Raw genomic sequence first — 14,726 nt, 5'->3', positions numbered from 1 at the left:
GGATTCTTGTGCCCCTCATGGTTCAATCTGCTCCGTCTGCCGAAGCTATTCACCTGCCCAAAACCAGCGAGTCAGACCGACTCAAGCGCATCCGACACACGATGTCGCATGTGATGGCGATGGCAGTGCAAAAGCTCTTTCCCAAGGCGCAGGTCACGATTGGCCCTTGGACGGAGACAGGTTTTTACTACGACTTCGACACGCCGGAGCCATTTACTGAAGCTGATCTCAAGGCCATCAAAAAAGAGATGGCCAAGATCATCCAGCAAAAACTGCCAGTGATTTGCGAAGAAGTCAGCCGTGAAGAAGCTCAGCAGCGAATTTTAGCCTTAGGTGAACCCTATAAGCTGGAAATCCTTGAAGGATTGACGGAACCGATTACGCTCTACCACTTGGGCGATCGCTGGTGGGATCTCTGTGCCGGTCCTCACGTAGAAACGACGGCTGAACTGAATCCCAAGGCTTTTGATCTGGAGTCAGTAGCAGGTGCTTACTGGCGTGGCGACGAAACCAAAGCGCAGCTACAGCGGATCTACGGCACCGCTTGGGAAACACCAGAGCAACTGGCGGAGTACAAGCGCCGCAAGGAAGAAGCACTCAAACGCGATCACCGTAAGCTTGGTCGTGAGTTGGGATTGTTCCTGTTTACCGATCCAGTGGGACCGGGACTGCCGCTCTGGACGCCCAAAGGCACGATCCTGCGATCGACCCTTGAGGACTTTCTCAAGCAAGAGCAGTTAAAACGGGGCTATCAGCCTGTCGTAACGCCCCACTTAGCTCGAGTTGACCTCTTCAAAGTGTCCGGTCACTGGCAGAACTATCGCGAAGATATGTTCCCGCTGATGGCTGAGGACGATGAAGCTCGAGGGCTGGAGCAGGGGTTTGTCCTCAAACCGATGAACTGCCCCTTCCACATTCAGATCTACAAGAACGAATTACGCTCCTACCGTGAGCTACCGATTCGGTTTGCGGAGTTTGGGACGGTCTATCGCTACGAGCAGTCGGGTGAGCTCGGTGGTCTGACACGGGTTCGCGGCTTTACCGTCGACGACTCTCACTTGTTTGTTCGTCCAGATCAACTTGCTTCTGAGTTTTTGAGCGTCGTTGATCTAATTCTTTCGGTCTTCAAGGCGCTCAACCTCAAAAAATTCAAAGCTCGCCTCAGCTTCCGCGATCCGGCCTCTGACAAATACATTGGCTCCGATGATGTCTGGGAAAAAGCGGAGTCTGCGATTAAGGCGGCAGCCGACACACTCGGTATGGACTACTTCATCGGTGTTGGTGAAGCAGCTTTTTATGGTCCGAAGCTCGATTTCATCTTCCAAGATGCGCTCGATCGTGAGTGGCAGCTAGGAACGGTTCAGGTTGATTACAACTTGCCGGAGCGCTTTGATCTGGAATACGTGGCAGAAGACGGAAGCCGTCAGCGCCCTGTGATGATTCACCGTGCGCCGTTTGGTTCATTGGAACGGCTCATTGGCATTTTGATTGAGGAATATGCTGGCGATTTCCCTCTCTGGCTGGCACCGGAGCAGATTCGCCTGTTGCCAGTGACCGAAACAGTTCTGGATTATTGCAACCAAGTGGCGAGTCAATTGCAAGCCTTGGGCGTGCGTGTGCATGTTGATCAAAGTGGCGATCGCCTCGGCAAATTGATCCGCAATGCAGAGAAAGCGAAAATTCCTGTCATGGCTGTGGTTGGTGCTCAAGAAGCGGAAGCAGGCAGTCTCAGTATTCGGACTCGAGCCACGGGTGATCTTGGGAGTTTGACGGTTGCTGATCTTACCCAGCGATTGACAACTGCGATCGCAGAGAAACTGCCTCACCTGTAGTCACAAGTTTCTCAATGAGATTACGCTGACTACTCAAAATAGATCTCAGACACCGGATCGATAGAAAGCGAGCTATCTTGATTTGGATAATGGATTGCAACCTAGCAAGCCAAGGTCACCTTTGGCACAATTAGCGATTGCATATCATTGGCAGTCGCTGTACTGTCTGCAACCTTTCTTAAAGGATTATGAATATGTAGAGTCGAGTGCCACACAGTTGGGCTTTAAGGCAGCACACTAAGAACACTAGACTGCAACCGTGTGTCAAAAATGAGTCTTGGGCCTCAACCGTTTGGTCAAGCTTTCCCTCATGAAGGTGAGCCGAAGCAGTCACCCGCTGCAGCACAGTCGCAACCTCAGCCTTCTCAAGAACAGCAAGCTGCGTCTGTCCGGCGTGCTTTGGGTGAGCATCTAGTTCTTGGTGGATTCTTGACTACACGTCAACTACAGGCAGCTCTACAAGATCAGTTCTGTGATGTCAACCCAACGGCCAAGCGACTAGGTGAGATTTTAGTTAGCTATGGTTGGGTTTCAGGGAAAGTCATTGATTTTTTCCTCCGATATCGATCGCATCACCTGATTCAACCGGGTAAACAACTAGGGGATTACCTTTTAGATCTCGGCATTATTTCGCGAGAAGATCTCGATAAAGCTCTACGCCTCCAAAAAACGAGCTATCGAGGTCATCCACTCGGTCAAATCTTAGTTAAATTTGGCTTGGTTAAAAAACAAACGATTGATTATTTAGTAGAGTCAATCATCAAGCCAGAACTCCTGCGCCTCAGTCAAAAGTGGAAGGGGCAGGATAGTAATCATGATCTTCCACAAGTTAATGCTTCTCCTCAAGTCGATGAAGAGATTTACTATGATGAACTGACACCTTTTTCAGAGGCATTTAGCCCTTTCAAAAAGAATCACTGACTACTTTAATTAGAGTAGATAAAGTAATACGAACAAAACAATCCAGACAATATCAACAAAGTGCCAGTAAATTTCAGCAGCTTCGATTCCAAAGTGATGCTTAGCTGAGTAATGATTGGGTTGCCGCGATCGCCAAAGCACTGCCAAAATTGCGAGCAAACCGACTAATACGTGCAAACCGTGGAAGCCAGTGAGTGCATAGAAAGTGCTGGCAAAGAGGTTATCTCTTAATCCAAAAGATAGCTGACTATATTCATAGATCTGACCAGCTAGAAAAACAGCTCCCATTAGAGCTGTAATGCCAAAATACCGCTGCACGCCCTTGACATCGTCTTTCTTGATTGCATCTTCAGCGCCATGAATTACAAAGCTGCTACTAATCAAAATGGTTGTGTTGATAGCTGGAACGAGTAACTCTAGCTCCGGCATTTGCTCCGGTGGTAGCGAATTGACAGCACGGAACGTTAAATAAGCAGCAAATAATCCTAAGAAGATCATCCCTTCTGCAACTAAGAAGAGAATCAGTCCAAAAATCCGATGATCGGGATGAGCCTCTTCTAAATGGGAATGCTTGGGAGCTTCAAGAGTGGTTGTCATGAGAGATGCCGATGATTTATTGCGTGAAGTAGGGCTTAAGACTGACTAATTTTGCGATCGCCATAACCATAGGGTTTAGTGACTAATGGCGCTTCTCCCACCCAATTCTCAACGGGCGGGGGGGAACTAGTCAGCCATTCCGGTGTAATTCCACCCCAAGGATTAGACCCTGCCTTAGCACCAGCAATCCAGCTCCAAACGGCATTGACTAGGAAGGGAATCGTCGAGATAGCCAAAATAAATGAGCCGATTGAGCAAATGAGATTAACGGTTGCAAATTGAGGATCGTATTCAGCAACTCGGCGGGGCATGCCTTGTAAACCTAACCAGTGCATTGGTAAGAAGCAGAGGTTGAAACCGATCAGTGTCAGAAAGAAGTGGGTTTTCCCCCAGCCTTCGTTCAGCAGACGACCCGTCATTTTAGGAAACCAGTGATAGATGCCTGCATAGAGGCCAAAGACACTACCCCCAAAGAGAACGTAGTGAAAATGAGCCACAACAAAATAGGTGTCGTGGACATGGATGTCTACCGGAACTGAAGCGAGCATGATGCCGCTAAGGCCACCGATAACAAACATCGAAATAAAGCCAACACCAAACAGCAGTGCGCTGGTTAGTTGGAGCTTACCGCCCCAAAGTGTTGCCAGCCAACTAAAAACTTTGATGCCCGTAGGAACAGCAATGATCATGGTGGCGATCATGAAAAACATGCGCAACCAGGGGGGTGTTCCGCTGGTGAACATATGGTGTGCCCAGACAATTAGGCTCAAAAAGGTAATCGCTAGACTGGAATAGGCGATCGCTTGATAACCAAAAATTGGTTTGCGTGCATGAACCGGCAGAATCTCAGAAATCATGCCGAAAACAGGCAGGATCATAATATAGACGGCCGGATGAGAATAAAACCAGAATAGATGCTGATAAACGACTGGATTACCACCGCCTGAAGGGTTAAAGAAATTAGTACCCACCATCAAATCAAAGCTAAGCAGAATCAATGCGCCTGCAAGAACTGGCGTTGATAAAATCGCCATGATGGATGTGGATAGCATTGCCCAACAAAAGAGGGGCATCTGATTTAAACCTAAGCCGGGCCGACGCATCTTGATGATCGTGGTAGCGAAATTAATCGCACCCAGAATTGAGGAAGTCCCCAGCAGTAAGACGCTGAGAATCCAAATCATTTCACCCGTTTTACCGCTCACTAAGCTCAGCGGTGGATAGGACGTCCAACCAGCACTTGGAGCTTCAATCAGAAAACTCGCAATTAGCAAAATTCCGGCTGGAGGCAGGAGCCAAAAAGCAACAGCATTAAGCTTCGGGAAAGCCATGTCGCGTGCGCCGATTAACAAGGGAATGAGATAGTTCCCAAAGGCACCGCTACCTGCTGGCACGATCCAGAGAAAGATCATGACTGTGGCATGGACAGTAAAAAGTTGGTTGTATAGCTCTCTACTGACAACATCGACGGTTGGGGTTGCTAGCTCAAGCCGCACAGCTGTCGCGAGTGCACCTCCGATCAAATAGAAAATGAATGTTAGTACGAGGTACTGAATCCCAATCACTTTGTGATCGGTGCTGAAGCCAAAGTATTCTCTCCAGCCAATACTGCTTTTGATTTCTTCGGGAGACTGATCGGGAAGAAAAGTGGTAGTTGTCATGAATTTAACTAAAGAGTCAACAAACAATCCAAAAGCTGGACTTGATACCTAGAGAGAAGCTGCAAGCTGATGGAGATGATGGATGTGTTCTGGTGCAACTTGAAGGTCTAAAGCAGCCGTTGCCTCTTCGAGCCGGCTGGGTAGAACAGTGGCGGTTGCTGTTTGTGATTGAATCCAGCGATCGTAATCTTCTGGTGTCTCGACAATCACCTGGCTTCGCATGGCTCCGTGATAGCTGCCGCAGAGCTCTGCACAAATGATTGGAAAAGTTCCCACTTGTGTTGGTGTAAATTGCAGTCGAGTCTGCTCGCCGGGAATAGCATCTTGCTTGAGACGAAACTGCGGCACCCAGAAGGCATGAATCACATCTTGAGCCTCAATGTCTAGCTGAACACTTTTGCCGAGTGGCAAATGTAATTCGCCCGCAATAATGTTCTGGTCGGGATAGTTAAAAATCCAAGCAAACTGGAGACCTTTAACATTGACAGTGACATCGGGTTGTTGAGCTGTAGGAGTCCCAAGTCCCGCTGAAACTCGTGGCATGTCCGCTGTCTCTTCCGCAGTAGAACTAGGAAGCTCTGCCGCGATCGCGGCAGAGCTGGGGTGAGCATGCGCCATATGGCTACCACCGCCATGACCAACGGAAAGTCCTCCCATCGTGGTGTAAACACTAAAGCTATAGACAGAAAGACCTAAAACAATCACGACAGGAATGCCTGTCCAGAGAATTTCAAGCGCTAGATTGCCATGGACCGGTGCGGCATCTGTCGCGTCGTTGGGCTGACGACGAAAGCGCCAAAGAGTAACAAAAATCAGCCCTTGAACCAGCAAAAAGAGGCCAGTTGCAATCGTCATCATCGTGTTGAACAAACCATCGACGAGTGGTGCGTCATTCGCTGCTGCTGTTGGCAGCAAGCCATGGTTTTGTCCATACCAGAGACTGAGGCAGGTAATAGCAACCCCTGCCAGAAGCGTCAAAATATTGCTGGGAATTGCCACGGCCAATCTTCCTGCGCAGGTGCCCCAATCTTAACGACTGTTCCTTGCTAGGCAGAGGATTCATTTACTAAAGATGACAATATTTTTCGATTTCCTTTGGGATCACTCCTGTCGTTGGTGTACAACGATACGTGTTTTGTCACTATTTGTAAGTTAGCCAGAGAAAAATCGTAGGATCTCTATCTTTTTGAAGATTTAGCGTTAGGCTTCGACTACATCAGGTGAGGAGTATGACGACCTCAATTGCCTCTCAACTTAAGCGCTTGTGCGGACATTTGGCGATCGCCACTTGGCTGTTGATTGGCATTGGCGGAGCGACCCGTGTCATGAATGCTGGCCTTGCTTGTCCAGACTGGCCTCTTTGCTATGGGTCGTGGCTGCCATGGCAGCAGTTCAACCTGCAGGTGTTTCTTGAGTGGTTTCATCGCCTTGATGCAGCTGGCTTGGGGCTTGGAACATTGGTTTTAGTGGTTCTTGGCTGGCGATCGCGATCGCAACTACCGAGCTGGTGGCCTTGGGCTGCAACGAGCTGTCTGGTGCTGATTGGTCTGCAAGCGACTCTTGGTGCCCTGACTGTGACGGAGCTGTTGCGCTTTGATATCGTGACCGCTCACCTCGGCACTGCCCTGTTGTTCTTGGTCAGTTTGCTAGGACTTAAAGCTGCACTTCAGCCGCGATCGCCCATGACTGCAGAGCCGGCTGTACCGCTTCCATTTATTGCGCTGGCTGCGATTGCAGTTTATGTCCAGTGCTTGTTGGGTGCGTTGGTTGGCTCACGTTGGGCAGTGCATCAGTGCCTTGCTGGGTCGCAGTTATGTGGCGTTCTTCAAAGCCACTTATGGGGTGTTTTGCCAACGACCCTTGTGATTGCCTGCCTTGCAGGTGTGGCTTGGTGGTGGGGTCAGCGCCGCTGGGCAAGTCAGCTTGGGGGCTTACTGAGCCTGCAATTGCTCTTGGGCTGGGGCACCTATCACTGGCACCTGCAAATTGAACCTTTGACTGTTGGTCACCAGATGGTGGGGGCAGCTCTGTTGGGTTTCTTGGCCAGCTCTGGCTTCCGAGCACATTTCAGCCCTCTGTCATCTGTCCCTGAGGAGAGTATGTATGACGTTAAGCAGCGACAGCAGACTGAGGTTCCCGCTTGAGGAAATTGCTGCTCAGCTTCTGGCTTATTGGCAGCTCACGAAGCCGCGAATCATCCTGCTCCTGCTGATCACTACCGCGGCAGGAATGGGTCTAGCGGCTCAAGGACCTCTGGATCCTCAACTGGCGATCGCTACTTTGGTGGGTGGAGCTTTTGCTGCCGCTGCCGCGAACACCCTCAACTGTCTCTACGATCGCGACATCGACGCGATCATGGAACGGACACGCTGGCGACCGCTACCCTCGGGACGCGTACAACCGATCGAAGCGTGGGTTTTTGCGCTCGTACTGGCAGCCTTGTCTTTCATCCTGTTGGATTGGCAAGCGAATCAGCTTGCCGCAGGTCTGGCACTAGCGGGAATCATTTTTTACGTTGTCATCTACACCCATAGCCTCAAGCGCCATAGTTCCCAGAACATCGTCATTGGTGGGGCTGCCGGAGCGATTCCGCCCTTGGTAGGCTGGGCTGCGATTACAGGAGAGCTGGCTTGGCCGGCGTGGATTCTCTTCGGCATTGTTTGCCTCTGGACGCCGCCCCATTTTTGGGCCTTGGCGTTGATGATTCGCGATGACTATGCAGCAGTTAAGGTGCCGATGTTACCTGTCGTGGCTGGGAATTTAGCCACTGCTCGCCAAATTTACGCCTACTCGTGGCTATTGCTGCCTGTCACGTTGGCGTTGGCTTGGCCGTTACAGGCGGCTGGACCTTTCTACAGCGTGACGGCGCTACTGCTCGGCGCCGAACTGTTACGGCGATCGCACTTACTTTGCCAAGCCCCGGATTCTCAACCGCTGGCGCGATCGCTGTTTAAATTCTCGATTTTCTACTTGATGCTGCTCTGCGGCGCGATCGCGATGGATTGCCTGCCGGGAGCCCCAAACCTGACCCATGCGATCGCGGTCTTGCAGGGATTCTAGAGATCGTGCGATCAGCTCTGCCTCATCATCTAGTGGAGGATCCGCATACATCCGCTCTAAATTGCGTGCCATCGAAAAGTGCAGCCAGTGCGACAGCAGTGCCAAGACCTGCGAGGATATCTTGTCTAGCGATCTCGACTAGCTCTGATGCCGCTGATTAAATTGCAAACTTCGATTGCTGCACTGCCTAGCGAACAGACAACGGCTCTATTAAAGTCCCTGTCTTCGACCTTGGCGCAGCAACTCGGGAAGCCTGAGCGCTATGTGATGACGCTGCTGGAAACCAATATCCCGATGACCTTTGCTGGCACTTTTGATCCCGCTTGTTATGTCGAGATCAAAAGTGTTGGGCAAATGAAGCCGACCCAGACTGCGCAAATGAGCCGCTTGTTCTGCGACCAGATTGCCTCAGAACTGGGCATCGCCTCTGATCGCATCTACATTGAATTTGCTGATGCCCAGGGCTACCTCTGGGGTTGGAACGGTTCAACATTCGGCTGATGCTGCAGCGTCCCCATCTCTACGTTGCGATTACCAACCATGGGTTTGGCCATGCCACCCGGACTGCTGCTGTCTTGGCAGAGCTGCATCGCCTGCGACCCGATGTGCGGTTCACGGTAGCCACGCAAGTACCCCGCTGGTTATTGGCGTCGTACTTTGGGGGTGAGTTTGAGCAGCGTCCCGTCGCTTTCGATGTGGGTGTTGTTCAGTCCGACAGTCTGCAAATCGATCGCACAGCGACCTGGGAGCGGTTGCAGCGCCTGCGACAAAATCAGGACAGTCTGATTGAGCAAGAAGCTGCCTATCTTCGCCAAGAGCAGGTGCAGCTTGTCCTTGCAGATATTCCACCGCTGGCGATCGCGATCGCGGCCAAAGCCCAAGTGCCCTGTTGGATGATGGGCAACTTTGGCTGGGACTTTATCTATGCCGATTGGGGCCAACCCTTTGCTGACACAGTCGACTGGATTCGGCATCTCTATAAAGACTGCGATCGCCTGTTTCGGCTGCCGTTTCATGAGCCGATGCAGAGTTTTCCCGTGCAGGAAGCAGTGGGATTAACCGGCGGTTCGCCGCAATTCTCCGAGCAAGACTTGCGTCAGCAGTTTGACCTGAGTGCCGATGCCAAGACCGTCCTGCTCACCTTTGGGGGCTTGGGGTTACAGCAATTTCCCTATGACACCCTGAACGCTTTTCCGGATTGGCAATTTCTCTGTTTCGATCGCCAGGCACCGGATTTGCCAAACTTGCGGACGATTCTCGATCCGCTTTATCGCCCAGTTGACTTCATGCCCCTCTGCGACTGGGTGTTTTGTAAGCCAGGCTATGGCACCTTCTCGGAAGCCTGCCGAGTCCAAGCCCCGATCGCTTCTCTGACACGGGCTGGTTTTGCCGAGGCGGAATTACTCTTGCAAGGACTACAGGCGATCGCGCCCCATGCCATTCTCAGCCCCGAAGCTTGTGTCGCTGGCGATTGGTCAGTGTTGAAAGATCCGCCTCAGCCGCCGCTACAAGCCTTGCCTTGGCAGCAAGATGGCAATCGTCAAATTGCGGAAGCGATCGCGGAAGCGCTGAACTAGCTGAGGCTAGAGTCCCAGGTGCGGTAGGGCGCAAAGCTCAGGTGAGCATTGCCATAGCGGCGATCGTGACTGACCTCGTCACCGATCCAGTCAGGGACTGCAAAGACTTCGTCGGGATCAGAAAGTTCAATCTCCGCCAGGATCAGGCCTTGGTTCTGGCCGTGAAATTCATCAACTTCCCAGCAGTGCCCTGCATGCTCCACGCGATAGCGCTGCTTCTCGACCACAAACCCTTGGCAGAGGTTAGACAGCATTTCCTCGGCATCCGATAGGGGGATCGGATATTCGTATTCCGATCGCGAGATGCCCTGCATGGGTCCTTTGATCGTCAGATAGCCGCGATCGCCCGCCACCCGCACTCGAATCGTGCGATCGCCATCTGCCAGCAGATAACCCTGACGATAGGTCACTCCTACTGCGCCCTCACGCCAGCCATCTTGGCGAACTAAGAACTTGCGCTCAATTTCCGTTGCCATCCCTACAGTGACCTAGGGAAGAATTGGCGTGATCTCTGTGGCCACTCCTGCCTCACGCCCGCTTTGCCAAGGTCGCCCATCCAGCGCCATCGTTTCAATTTCGCGGGCTAGGCGCAGCGCTTTAATTGCCTGCTCACCACCAACGGAGGGCTGGTCGCCGCCACGCACACAGTTGACGAAATGCTCCAGCTCAGCGTGCAACGGTTCGATATTGCTGGTTGAAACTTTCTCAATCAGTCCATCTTGGCGGTAGAGCACTTGGCCATAGTCGCTCGACAGATGGGTAGTTGTTTGGCGGTGAATCAGAATTTCACTATTCAGGAAATCTGCTTCAGTCAGGCAGTTGCGGCAGTGAGCCGCAATGCGGCGGATCTTGCGATGGGTGACTTTGCTGGCCGTCAGGGTGGCGATGATGCCGTTAGCAAAACTCAGGGTCGCGGTCACATAGTCAAGTTGCTCAGACCCCAAAGCCTTGCTGCCGCGCGCGCTGACTTGGGTGACTGGTGCATTGGCCAAGGCCAGTAACAAGTCGATGTCATGGATCATCAAATCCAAGACGACTGAGACATCGTTAGCTCGCTGAGCGTAGGGACTCATGCGATGGGCTTCCAACGCCAAAATTTCCTCGGTCTTGAGTACCTTGCTCAGTTCTTGGAAGGCGGGATTAAAGCGCTCAATGTGACCGACTTGCAGAATACATTCTGCCTCTGCTGCCGCATTGACCAGCGATTCTGCTTCCGCCAAGCTGGCAGCGATCGGTTTTTCGATCAGCACATGGACGCCTGCCTTCAGACAGGTCATCCCTACCTCATGATGCAGTTTGGTGGGTACCGCAATGCAGACTGCGTCGACCAGCGTTAAAAGCTCGCGATAGTCTTCGAAGTAGCGAATGCGGTAGTTGCTGGCCGTTTCCAGGCCTCGCTCGACATCCACGTCGGCGATTCCAACCAGCTCAACATCTTTCAAAAAGCTGAGGACACGGGCGTGGTGTTGGCCCATGTGACCGACGCCAATCACGCCGACACGGATCGGCTTGACCCGCTTGCTGAGGGCTTGCGCAGCAGCTGCACTCATCCCAGACTTCTCCAGCGAGAACCGCTCCAAGGCAGGGCACGGCTAAGACAGTCAGATGTTAGCATGCGGTTTTGCTTCATCGGACGCTGTGGGTTCCGGCGATTGCAACTGACGAATTTCGATAAACTCCAGCCGTGGACCTTCGGCGAGCGCCACGCGTATCTGACAATTTTGGTAATCAAAGCCTTCACCAGCTTCGGGAATTTTCTGCAACTGCGCTACGACAAATCCACCCAAGGTGTTGTATTCCTCTTCGAGGGGAAGATTGAGCCCTAAGCGCTCATTGACGGTTTCGAGGTCTGTTTGAGCCTGAACCAGTACCGTTTGTTCATCAATTCGCCGAAATTGTTCACTGTCGACGGCATCTTGCTCTTCATTCCCCAGAATTTCAGCCAAGATATCCTGCAAGGTGACGAGCCCTTCGGTGCCACCAAACTCATCAACCACGATCGCCATTGGGAGGGGCGATCGCTGCATTTGGGGGAGTAACTCCTTCAGGGAAAGATTTTCGGGAACAAAGCGGACGGGTTGCACCCAAGCCTTAATCGGACTACTTGGTTTCAGCTCCCCACTGGCCATCGGTACGGCCAAGGCGCGAAAGTCGATCAATCCCAAGACCTGATCGAGACTGTCACCAATCAGTGGGAAGCAGGCATGGCCAGAGTTTTGAATTGCTGCCAAAAGGTCGTGGAATGTGGCCTCTTCTTCGAGGGCGACAATGCGAGTCCGAGGCACCATGACTTCGCTCGCCGTAATCTCGCCAAACTCAATCACATTGCTGAGAATCTGCCGTTCCTCGGCTTCTAAACCCGTCGATTCGGCTGCAGAGCGAATGATCCATTGCAGCTCTTCGGGGGTGACGCTGCTGTACCAGCGCTGTTGACTATAGTCGATGCCAAAGATGCCCAGCAAGCAGCGGGTCGATCCGTTCAACAAACTGATGACGGGCGCGAAGATTTGGGCGATCGCAATACTAGGCGGCCCCAGCAGTCGTGCCATTTGCTCGGGATAGATCAGCGCTACCGCCTTGGGGCAGAGTTCACCCAACACGATCTGCAGATAGACCAGCAGGGCAAACGCTAAGGGAATGGCGAGAACATGACTGAGGGGTTCAGGCCCGATTGCTGGCAGTGGCAGTTGATCGAGGGCCTGCCGAATCAGGATAGCGATCGTGGATTCCCCGACCCATCCGAGGGCTAAGCTTGCCAGCGTGATTCCAAGCTGCGTTGTTGAGAGGAGTCGGTCAATACTCCGCTGTAGCCGTTCGACCATGCGGGCCGGAACATCGCCTTCTTGGGCGAGTTGATTGATCCGCGATCGCCGCACATAGACGATCGCGAATTCCGCAGTCACGAAAAAGGCATTGATCGCAATCAACAGAGCAATCGTTGCACCCCGCCACAGCCAAGCGCTGAGTGGTAGATCGGGACTGGAAGCGATCGCAACGGTTAAAGCAGAAGCAGGCAGAGGATCCATAACCGGCTATTCATTCAACGCCGGTAACGGTACCGGCACGCTGCTGCTAGGGCTCCCCAGCCAGTGCAAGGTCAACCCGAGCAGGGAACCTTCCATCAGGCTTTCAGCAGTGGTCAGTTCCAAGGTCAAAGGGGCGTTAGCGCGATCGAGCTGAGCCGGTAAAGTTGCTGCTAGGGGTGCACGGTTCCCTTGACGATTCATCAGCTCGAACCGACCCGCCAGCAAATCGACCGGTCGATCATCAGCAGGCTCTAAGCGAACTTGCAGGCGGAGTTGCCCATTCCTCCGCTCCACAGTTTCCAGCGTTAGCAGCAATTCGCCAGGCCGAGGTGTGGTTGCACTGCGATCGCCCGTGGTATCGGCAGGCTCGCGATCAGCGGTGGTATTGCGTTGGGACTGCTGCAGCGCTTGGATCCGCTTGAGGATCGCTTCCTCGGATAGAAAATTTGCGGCTTCGGTAGCGGGCAAAACGCGGGTTGCTAACGGAGCTGTCTCAGGGGCGCGTACTCCTGCCAGCGATCGTTGGCCAATCATCCAGCCCAAAAGGGCACCCGCTACAACACCGACACTACCAATCACCAACAACAACTGACTGTTGGGGGGTAGGCCGTGCTGGCGTCCCATGGGCGATCGTGGGGCAACGTGGCCCAAGCAAAAAATCCTGTGATTTGTAGAGCGTTGACCGCTAGTATGGTAGCGAAATCTCCAGGGTTGGCCGAGCGGATTAGGCAGCGAACTCATAATTCGCTTTAGGCGGGTTCAACTCCTGCACCCTGGATTCCGACTCCACAGACTGATTCCAGTCAAGCGATCGCCCCATCCCTAGAACAAGCCACGCACTGGCGGTGGGGGAAGTGGCTGCTGGAAAACAGAGGCAGGCTGAAAGACCGGAACTACCGGTGTAGGTTCGGCGATCGGCTGCGGTAGGAGCGACAGCGAAGTATCGAAGGGATTGTTCGCATCGGCTACCCGCAAGACCGGATCGTCAGATGTTTGTCGATCTTGGCCCCAACGGGTCAGATCATTGACAGCAGCGCCATCCCGACGAATACGATCCTCTGGGAAGCCGCCGAAGCCCAAAATATCGTTGACGTTCCACCACAGGTTGGTGCCATTGAAGTAGTTGGGAGAAACCCAAAAATAAGCCCGGTTAAAAGCATCATCGAGGGGAACGGGCAGCGCCCCTGGGGGAACCACCGCCGGCGGAGTCACGGTTTCCGGTGCTGTTTGCGCTTGGCTGACTGGTGCCACGATCGCGCCCAGCAAGACGGTGCTGAGTAGCGCCAGAGTTCGAGAACAGGAACGCAACTGAGCCATCACACTGCACACCGCCATAGAGCTTTGCCTCTAGCTTAGAAGGCTTCTCGCATTTTGCCAGAGGGAAAAGAAAAGTCTTAGCCGATAAAATCAACAACTGCTGATCCCTTCGAGGCAATGATGCTGATCTCCGATCCTAGCTGGGCTGTTCAAGCAGATTTATCTCGACTCCACGATTTACTGCTCGACTTGCTCTGCGATCGTGCCTATCGCGAAGGAGACTTTCTGCTGTCTTCGGGTCAGCGCAGCACTTACTACATCAACGGTAAGCAAGTGACGCTGCATCCCCAAGGAGCGGTAGCTGTTGGACGTTTGCTAGCTGCTCGTCTTCCACAAGAAATTACGGCGGTGGCTGGGCTAACGTTGGGTGCTGATCCAATCGTGACGGCGGTCAGTGTGGTTGCGGCTTATGAAGGGCGTCAGTTAACCCCATTGATTGTCCGCAAAGAAGCGAAAGGACACGGCACGCAAGCTTATATTGAAGGCCCAGAACTACCAGCAGGGACGGCGATCGCTGTTCTGGAAGACGTGGTTACGACGGGCGGCTCGGCTTTGAAAGCAGTTGCTCGCCTCCGAGATGCTGGCTACGTGGTCGATCGTGTGTTGTCCTTGGTCGACCGTCAGCAGGGTGGTGCTGAACTCTATGCCAAAGAAGGTCTAATTTTTGATGCGCTCTATCGCATCTCCGATTTACAACAACGCTACCAAGAACTAACTGCTCGTTGATTGCCGATC

Annotated in this window: 15 protein-coding genes and 1 tRNA gene; 8 read left to right on the top strand and 8 right to left on the bottom strand. The window is 52.8% G+C overall.

Annotation, left to right across the window (positions count from 1 at the left end):
- Positions 1-17 precede the first annotated feature (17 nt).
- Complete coding sequence (thrS, locus tag DOP62_RS08875) at positions 18-1,832, top strand: threonine--tRNA ligase (RefSeq protein ID WP_208675503.1); 1,815 nt, start codon at positions 18-20, stop codon at positions 1,830-1,832.
- A 429-nt stretch (positions 1,833-2,261) separates the two neighbouring features.
- Entirely contained in the window at positions 2,262-2,753 is a 492-nt protein-coding gene (locus DOP62_RS08870) for a hypothetical protein (RefSeq protein ID WP_338429572.1), read from the top strand.
- Between the two features lie 9 nt (positions 2,754-2,762).
- Here the strand turns inward: DOP62_RS08870 and DOP62_RS08865 are convergent, their stop codons facing one another.
- Genes DOP62_RS08865 through DOP62_RS08855 form a run of 3 tightly spaced genes read right to left on the bottom strand, consistent with a single transcriptional unit; the run spans position 2,763 to position 6,010 of the window.
- Positions 2,763-3,350 carry a cytochrome c oxidase subunit 3 gene (locus DOP62_RS08865; RefSeq protein WP_208675505.1) on the bottom strand — a complete coding sequence of 196 codons (588 nt, stop codon included), beginning with the start codon at positions 3,348-3,350 and terminating at the stop codon, positions 2,763-2,765.
- Between the two features lie 35 nt (positions 3,351-3,385).
- The gene (gene ctaD / locus DOP62_RS08860) at positions 3,386-5,011 is read right to left on the bottom strand and encodes a cytochrome c oxidase subunit I (protein WP_208675506.1); all 1,626 of its coding nucleotides are present in this window, start codon (positions 5,009-5,011) and stop codon (positions 3,386-3,388) included.
- Positions 5,012-5,059: 48 nt separating this feature from the next.
- The gene (locus DOP62_RS08855) at positions 5,060-6,010 is read right to left on the bottom strand and encodes a cytochrome c oxidase subunit II (RefSeq protein WP_208675507.1); all 951 of its coding nucleotides are present in this window, start codon (positions 6,008-6,010) and stop codon (positions 5,060-5,062) included.
- A gap of 230 nt (positions 6,011-6,240) precedes the next feature.
- On the opposite strand from DOP62_RS08855, the gene DOP62_RS08850 reads away from it, so the two are divergent.
- The 4 genes from DOP62_RS08850 to DOP62_RS08835 all read left to right on the top strand — a co-directional run bounded on the left by DOP62_RS08850 (position 6,241) and on the right by DOP62_RS08835 (position 9,648).
- On the top strand, positions 6,241-7,155 hold the full coding sequence (locus DOP62_RS08850) for a COX15/CtaA family protein (protein ID WP_208675508.1): 915 nt from the start codon (positions 6,241-6,243) through the stop codon (positions 7,153-7,155).
- Positions 7,115-8,071, top strand: a complete 957-nt coding sequence (locus DOP62_RS08845) for a heme o synthase (protein WP_208675509.1) — start codon at positions 7,115-7,117, stop codon at positions 8,069-8,071. The genes DOP62_RS08850 and DOP62_RS08845 overlap by 41 nt, the downstream gene beginning before the upstream one ends.
- 147 nt (positions 8,072-8,218) lie before the next feature.
- Positions 8,219-8,572 (top strand): phenylpyruvate tautomerase MIF-related protein, encoded by a 354-nt coding sequence (locus tag DOP62_RS08840; protein WP_208675510.1) that lies wholly within the window; start codon positions 8,219-8,221, stop codon positions 8,570-8,572.
- Positions 8,572-9,648 (top strand): glycosyl transferase, encoded by a 1,077-nt coding sequence (locus tag DOP62_RS08835; RefSeq protein WP_208675512.1) that lies wholly within the window; start codon positions 8,572-8,574, stop codon positions 9,646-9,648. The genes DOP62_RS08840 and DOP62_RS08835 overlap by 1 nt, the downstream gene beginning before the upstream one ends.
- Here DOP62_RS08835 and DOP62_RS08830 read toward each other — a convergent pair.
- From DOP62_RS08830 to DOP62_RS08815, 4 genes are read right to left on the bottom strand one after another with little or no spacing between them, the layout of a single operon-like run.
- Entirely contained in the window at positions 9,645-10,124 is a 480-nt protein-coding gene (locus tag DOP62_RS08830) for a CYTH domain-containing protein (RefSeq protein WP_208675514.1), read from the bottom strand. The genes DOP62_RS08835 and DOP62_RS08830 overlap by 4 nt on opposite strands.
- A gap of 12 nt (positions 10,125-10,136) precedes the next feature.
- Positions 10,137-11,198, bottom strand: coding sequence for a Gfo/Idh/MocA family protein (locus tag DOP62_RS08825; RefSeq protein ID WP_208675516.1), 1,062 nt, complete (start codon positions 11,196-11,198; stop codon positions 10,137-10,139).
- A 51-nt stretch (positions 11,199-11,249) separates the two neighbouring features.
- Positions 11,250-12,674, bottom strand: coding sequence for a hemolysin family protein (locus DOP62_RS08820; RefSeq protein ID WP_208675518.1), 1,425 nt, complete (start codon positions 12,672-12,674; stop codon positions 11,250-11,252).
- Positions 12,675-12,680: 6 nt separating this feature from the next.
- Positions 12,681-13,325, bottom strand: coding sequence for a hypothetical protein (locus DOP62_RS08815; RefSeq protein ID WP_338461211.1), 645 nt, complete (start codon positions 13,323-13,325; stop codon positions 12,681-12,683).
- 54 nt (positions 13,326-13,379) lie between these two features.
- On the opposite strand from DOP62_RS08815, the gene DOP62_RS08810 reads away from it, so the two are divergent.
- Positions 13,380-13,452, top strand: a tRNA-Ile gene (locus DOP62_RS08810).
- Positions 13,453-13,496: 44 nt separating this feature from the next.
- Here DOP62_RS08810 and DOP62_RS08805 read toward each other — a convergent pair.
- Positions 13,497-13,991, bottom strand: coding sequence for a hypothetical protein (locus DOP62_RS08805; RefSeq protein ID WP_261789983.1), 495 nt, complete (start codon positions 13,989-13,991; stop codon positions 13,497-13,499).
- A 120-nt stretch (positions 13,992-14,111) separates the two neighbouring features.
- Here DOP62_RS08805 and pyrE point away from each other — a divergent pair, with 120 nt between their 5' ends.
- The gene (pyrE, locus tag DOP62_RS08800) at positions 14,112-14,717 is read left to right on the top strand and encodes an orotate phosphoribosyltransferase (RefSeq protein WP_370538774.1); all 606 of its coding nucleotides are present in this window, start codon (positions 14,112-14,114) and stop codon (positions 14,715-14,717) included.
- Positions 14,718-14,726: the final 9 nt, after the last annotated feature.

Origin of the sequence: Synechococcus elongatus PCC 11801, from assembly GCF_003846445.2 — a bacterium.
In the GTDB taxonomy this organism is placed as follows: Bacteria; Cyanobacteriota; Cyanobacteriia; order Synechococcales; family Synechococcaceae; genus Synechococcus; species Synechococcus elongatus_A.
The sequence above is the reverse complement of the archived record's forward strand: the minus strand, read 5'-3'. Positions and strand labels throughout refer to the sequence as shown.

Bases quoted from the DNA above. Each gene is read 5' to 3' on its own strand.
- thrS (WP_208675503.1), top strand. From the start codon at position 18: ATGGTTCAATCTGCTCCGTCTGCCGAAGCTATTCACCTGCCCAAAACC.
- DOP62_RS08865 (WP_208675505.1), bottom strand. From the start codon at position 3,350: ATGACAACCACTCTTGAAGCTCCCAAGCATTCCCATTTAGAAGAGGCT.
- ctaD (WP_208675506.1), bottom strand. From the start codon at position 5,011: ATGACAACTACCACTTTTCTTCCCGATCAGTCTCCCGAAGAAATCAAA.
- DOP62_RS08850 (WP_208675508.1), top strand. From the start codon at position 6,241: ATGACGACCTCAATTGCCTCTCAACTTAAGCGCTTGTGCGGACATTTG.
- DOP62_RS08845 (WP_208675509.1), top strand. From the start codon at position 7,115: ATGACGTTAAGCAGCGACAGCAGACTGAGGTTCCCGCTTGAGGAAATT.
- DOP62_RS08840 (WP_208675510.1), top strand. From the start codon at position 8,219: ATGCCGCTGATTAAATTGCAAACTTCGATTGCTGCACTGCCTAGCGAA.
- DOP62_RS08835 (WP_208675512.1), top strand. From the start codon at position 8,572: ATGCTGCAGCGTCCCCATCTCTACGTTGCGATTACCAACCATGGGTTT.
- DOP62_RS08830 (WP_208675514.1), bottom strand. From the start codon at position 10,124: ATGGCAACGGAAATTGAGCGCAAGTTCTTAGTTCGCCAAGATGGCTGG.
- DOP62_RS08825 (WP_208675516.1), bottom strand. From the start codon at position 11,198: ATGAGTGCAGCTGCTGCGCAAGCCCTCAGCAAGCGGGTCAAGCCGATC.
- DOP62_RS08820 (WP_208675518.1), bottom strand. From the start codon at position 12,674: ATGGATCCTCTGCCTGCTTCTGCTTTAACCGTTGCGATCGCTTCCAGT.
- DOP62_RS08805 (WP_261789983.1), bottom strand. From the start codon at position 13,991: ATGGCTCAGTTGCGTTCCTGTTCTCGAACTCTGGCGCTACTCAGCACC.
- pyrE (WP_370538774.1), top strand. From the start codon at position 14,112: ATGCTGATCTCCGATCCTAGCTGGGCTGTTCAAGCAGATTTATCTCGA.